This window comes from Ideonella sp. B508-1 (assembly GCF_000333615.1).
Classification (GTDB): Bacteria; Pseudomonadota; Gammaproteobacteria; order Burkholderiales; family Burkholderiaceae_C; genus Ideonella.
In genome coordinates this window covers 1-5190 of sequence record NZ_BADL01000257.1, presented here as the reverse complement: position 1 = coordinate 5190, position 5190 = coordinate 1, and the positions used below count along the sequence as shown (strand labels likewise).

The following is a 5190-nucleotide window of genomic DNA, read 5'->3' as shown; positions in this document are numbered from 1 at the left end:
GCGGGGGATCAAGGACGGCCCCTGGCCATCGGAGCAAGCTGACAGCCCCCTGCCCAGGAAGTGCCCATGAACCGCCGTCAACTGACNCACGCCGCTCCCCTGGCCTGGCTGGCCGCAGGGCCCACCACGGCCGCGGCCTGGAACCCGGGCGAGCACGACTACGACGCGGCCGTGCAGCAGATCTGGCGCAGCGGCCCCCTGCGCGGGCTGGAGGGGCGGGCCCTGGGCCTGGAGCTGGTCCGTTGCGCCACCCTGGCGCCCAGCAGCCACAACACCCAGTGCTGGCGCTTTGCCATCGGGCCGGACGCCATCACCGTCTTGCCGGATTTCAGCCGCCGCTGCCCGGCCGTGGACCCGGACGACCACCACCTCTTTGTCTCGCTGGGCTGCGCCACCGAAAACCTGGTGCAAGCGGCCGGCGCGCAAGGCCTGCGGGCCGAGGCCACGCAGTGCTACTGATTGAGACAGCGTGTTCCCCGCGAGCGCGGGGATGAACCGCCGATCGATTTTGAGGTCCGCGAAAAGCTCCCGTGTTCCCCGCGAGCGCGGGGATGAACCGACCCACGGGGCAGCCGTGAGCCGCACAGCCTAGTGTTCCCCGCGAGCGCGGGGATGAACCGACAATCATCCGATTGATGGGTTGCTGTCAGCGGTGTTCCCCGCGAGCGCGGGGATGAACCGTTCCTGGCGTACCAAACGGCCACGCTCACCGGGTGTTCCCCGCGAGCGCGGGGATGAACCGGTGGGTCAGCCTGCAGGACAGAGACCGTGCGGGTGTTCCCCGCGAGCGCGGGGATGAACCGCACGCAGCTACGCAGGCGCCTGCGGGCCGGATGTGTTCCCCGCGAGCGCGGGGATGAACCGGAGAGATGATGACGAACTTTGAAACCCTTCAACGTGTTCCCCGCGAGCGCGGGGATGAACCGGCGCCGATCTCCAGGCGCTTCAGTGCGTCAGCCGTGTTCCCCGCGAGCGCGGGGATGAACCGCCCGACCGCATCTCGGCCCACAACATCGCCACGTGTTCCCCGCGAGCGCGGGGATGAACCGAACCTCACCTCATCCTCCCTTCGCATTTGATGGTGTTCCCCGCGAGCGCGGGGATGAACCGACGACAACGCGCCCCCGTGCGTGGTCGACGGCGTGTTCCCCGCGAGCGCGGGGATGAACCGGCTGGTTCTGGACCCGCGATGACGTGATCGATGTGTTCCCCGCGAGCGCGGGGATGAACCGATCACCCAGCACTGCGTGGACATGCTCAACTTGTGTTCCCCGCGAGCGCGGGGATGAACCGGCCGGCGCCCTGATCCTGGCCGAGCTGGAGCGGTGTTCCCCGCGAGCGCGGGGATGAACCGCAGTTCCGCCGAGCGCGCGAGCAGGCGGCCGAGTGTTCCCCGCGAGCGCGGGGATGAACCGGGCTCGACAGGCCCTTCGCGCCAGACCTGGTTGTGTTCCCCGCGAGCGCGGGGATGAACCGCCGCCCTTGACTTCGCCCCGTGCGCCCAGAGCGTGTTCCCCGCGAGCGCGGGGATGAACCGGGCATCAAGCTTTTCCGTTTGGGTTTTCTGTGGTGTTCCCCGCGAGCGCGGGGATGAACCGGACAACATGGGCGGCACTGCGGCGGGCCGGCTGTGTTCCCCGCGAGCGCGGGGATGAACCGCGATCCTGATGCGACTTTCCAGATTTCCTGGAGTGTTCCCCGCGAGCGCGGGGATGAACCGGGCACCACGTTGCCGGGGGACACGCCGAACAGGTGTTCCCCGCGAGCGCGGGGATGAACCGGGTCGCCTGGTCCAAGTCGAACATCGAGACGGGTGTTCCCCGCGAGCGCGGGGATGAACCGCCGCCCGCGCCGTTGCCGTTGGTCTTGGCCAAGGTGTTCCCCGCGAGCGCGGGGATGAACCGCCGTCTCGGAGGGCGAAATAAGCCGATCGAGCGTGTTCCCCGCGAGCGCGGGGATGAACCGTCTACGGCGATGCGCGGGTCTCCGGAAATGCGGTGTTCCCCGCGAGCGCGGGGATGAACCGGGCCACTCTCTGGTCTATGAAAGCGGCCTGCAGTGTTCCCCGCGAGCGCGGGGATGAACCGGTCGAGAACGGAGGCTTTGTTCTTGATAGCGGGTGTTCCCCGCGAGCGCGGGGATGAACCGGACACCGCCGACCGCCTGCGCGCAACCATGACGTGTTCCCCGCGAGCGCGGGGATGAACCGGCCAGGCTCGATGCCATCCGGCGCGCCAAAGAGTGTTCCCCGCGAGCGCGGGGATGAACCGGCCGTGCCGGCCAACCTGCTGGCCCCCGACCAGTGTTCCCCGCGAGCGCGGGGATGAACCGCTGACCTCCCACTTGCCGGGCAGGAAGCCGTCGTGTTCCCCGCGAGCGCGGGGATGAACCGGCCCGGCGCCAGCGCGCCTCGGCCATGACGGCGTGTTCCCCGCGAGCGCGGGGATGAACCGTACATGCCCAGCAGCATCGAACTCACCAACGCGTGTTCCCCGCGAGCGCGGGGATGAACCGTGCATGCCCCGAGTCATGTGATCCGGGCCATGGTGTTCCCCGCGAGCGCGGGGATGAACCGGAGCGCAACCGCCGCCGGGCCGCCGAGGAGGCGTGTTCCCCGCGAGCGCGGGGATGAACCGGCAAACGTCGCAATTGTTGGCGCTCGCATGCCGTGTTCCCCGCGAGCGCGGGGATGAACCGGCCGGCTCGACGCCGAGCGCCACGATGGTCAGGTGTTCCCCGCGAGCGCGGGGATGAACCGACCCTGCCGAGTTCATGACAGCGTGCGAAGAAGTGTTCCCCGCGAGCGCGGGGATGAACCGTCCGCCGTCATCGGCATCATTGGCACCGCGCCGTGTTCCCCGCGAGCGCGGGGATGAACCGCTTCTCCCTGAGGATCTTGTCCATGCTCTTGAGTGTTCCCCGCGAGCGCGGGGATGAACCGTTGGCCAGGTCGGCCTTCAGGTAGCTGGCCGGGTGTTCCCCGCGAGCGCGGGGATGAACCGCCCGGTCCCAGCTGGCAGCCAAGCCGGCCGAGGTGTTCCCCGCGAGCGCGGGGATGAACCGCGGCGCAGGCCTGGGGCCGCCTGGTGGCCGAGGTGTTCCCCGCGAGCGCGGGGATGAACCGCGCCCGATGGAGCCCCAAGCGCTGAATGTCAGGTGTTCCCCGCGAGCGCGGGGATGAACCGAGCCGCTTCCCCGCAGGGTGGTACTTCACCGAGTGTTCCCCGCGAGCGCGGGGATGAACCGACCATAGAGTCAGGACCGGTCGGTGTAGTACGCTGTTCCCCGCGAGCGCGGGGATGAACCGGCCGATGACCGGCTGTATCGCCTGGTCGGTCTGTGTTCCCCGCGAGCGCGGGGATGAACCGCAGACGCAGGCAGACGCGGGCCGACTGGTGGCGTGTTCCCCGCGAGCGCGGGGATGAACCGTGGGACCAACGCGAGCAAATGATCCAGCCCCCGTGTTCCCCGCGAGCGCGGGGATGAACCGACCCAGAAGCAGCAGACCATCCTGCTGCTCGTGTGTTCCCCGCGAGCGCGGGGATGAACCGACGCAGGCGCTGCACCTCACGCGCATGCTGGCGTGTTCCCCGCGAGCGCGGGGATGAACCGGCGCGCATCCTCGCCGGCCACTCCAACGGCGGGTGTTCCCCGCGAGCGCGGGGATGAACCGAAAGGGCTGTGATGAACGCACTGCACATTGCAGTGTTCCCCGCGAGCGCGGGGATGAACCGAGCCGCTTCCCCGCAGGGTGGTACTTCACCGAGTGTTCCCCGCGAGCGCGGGGATGAACCGGTGGGCGGCATGCCGACGATTCTGTACCAGAAGTGTTCCCCGCGAGCGCGGGGATGAACCGAGGCAGGCGTCCAGTCGTTCACGCTCGAGTTCGTGTTCCCCGCGAGCGCGGGGATGAACCGCGCGCCAGGTCGCAGGTGATGCGCACCAGTTGGTGTTCCCCGCGAGCGCGGGGATGAACCGGTGGTCACGCTCCCGATGGTGTTCCCGACGGAGTGTTCCCCGCGAGCGCGGGGATGAACCGGAGGTCTCGTCCCAGTCGATTTGCCACGACTTGTGTTCCCCGCGAGCGCGGGGATGAACCGTCCTGAAGGTGGCGGCTGATGCCGGCCTGCTGCGTGTTCCCCGCGAGCGCGGGGATGAACCGTCCTCTCGAACGAGAGAGGCCTTTGTGCTGTCTTGTTCTCCAGCGATCGCTGGAATGTCCACTGGCGTATCGCGTCGAGAGCGTCTGCAGGCGTTTGCGTCGCCCATGAAAAAAGGGAACGCCGTTGGCGTTCCCTTCCTGAGGCAGGGGGCGCGGCCGCCGCGGGCCACGACCCTGTTGTGTCGCGATCAGGCCTTCTTGGCCCAGGCGCTGCACCAGCCCTTGCCGGACACGGTCTTGCCGCCAAACAGGCTGCAGGGGCCGGCGGCGTCGCCCGCCTTGCCTTGGAACAGAGCGCAGCCATGGCACATCTGGCTGGCCTGGTGCTGCGGGTACTTCTTGCCATCGGCCTTGGCGGTGTCAGCCACATAGCCCAGGCTGACGGCCTGCGGGTCCTTCTCGTCGAGCTTGGCTTGGGCCATGGCGCGGGCGGCAGACAGGCCAGTGCCGACGGCGGCGACGGTCATCATGAAGACGCGGCGATTGGTGGACATGAAAACTCCGTGAAGGAAGGAGACAGGCGTTCAGGACATCGGCAAACCCGCCTGTCGAGAGGGCTCGCCAACACGATGCGGCTTTCGCCACCCTCAGGGTGGCTTCAGACCTGTTCGTCATGAGCTCATGACGTTTGAATTTGATCCTACCTCGGGTGAACGCCTCTGAATTTGATTTAGATGACCTCTGAGGGATTTGGTCGGGGTTTTCGATGAGGGGAATTCTTATTTAATAAGAATCATTATCAATACGGTGGGCGAGTGGTAACAGAATCTCCGTCGCCCAGTCCATGAAGAGCTGGATCCGACGCGGCAGATGGCGTCGGCTGGCATAGAGGAAGTTGACCGGCATCGAGGGGGCGCGCCACTCGGGCAGGATCTCGATGAGCTGGCCCGATTCCATGAGCGGCCGCAGCCCCGATTCGGGCGCCTGGATGATGCCCAGGCCCGCCAGGCAGCCGGCCTGGTAAGCGTCGGCGGAATTCACGGTCAATGCGTGCGGCAGCGTCAATGTCTGGGTTGGCCCTGGGTCCA

The 5190-nt window shown here is 67.9% G+C and carries 2 protein-coding genes and 1 CRISPR repeat array; both genes read right to left on the bottom strand.

Features of this window, described 5'->3' with window-relative positions:
• Window positions 1–469: 469 nt before the first annotated feature.
• A CRISPR array of direct repeats spans window positions 470–4162; the repeat unit is 29 nt; unit sequence GTGTTCCCCGCGAGCGCGGGGATGAACCG.
• 188 nt (window positions 4163–4350) lie between these two features.
• Entirely contained in the window at window positions 4351–4656 is a 306-nt protein-coding gene (locus tag I73_RS10595; RefSeq protein ID WP_022980579.1) for a high-potential iron-sulfur protein, read from the bottom strand.
• A gap of 229 nt (window positions 4657–4885) precedes the next feature.
• The coding region (locus I73_RS27330) for a LysR substrate-binding domain-containing protein (RefSeq protein WP_040500233.1) at window positions 4886–5190 on the bottom strand (305 nt) is incomplete at its 5' end.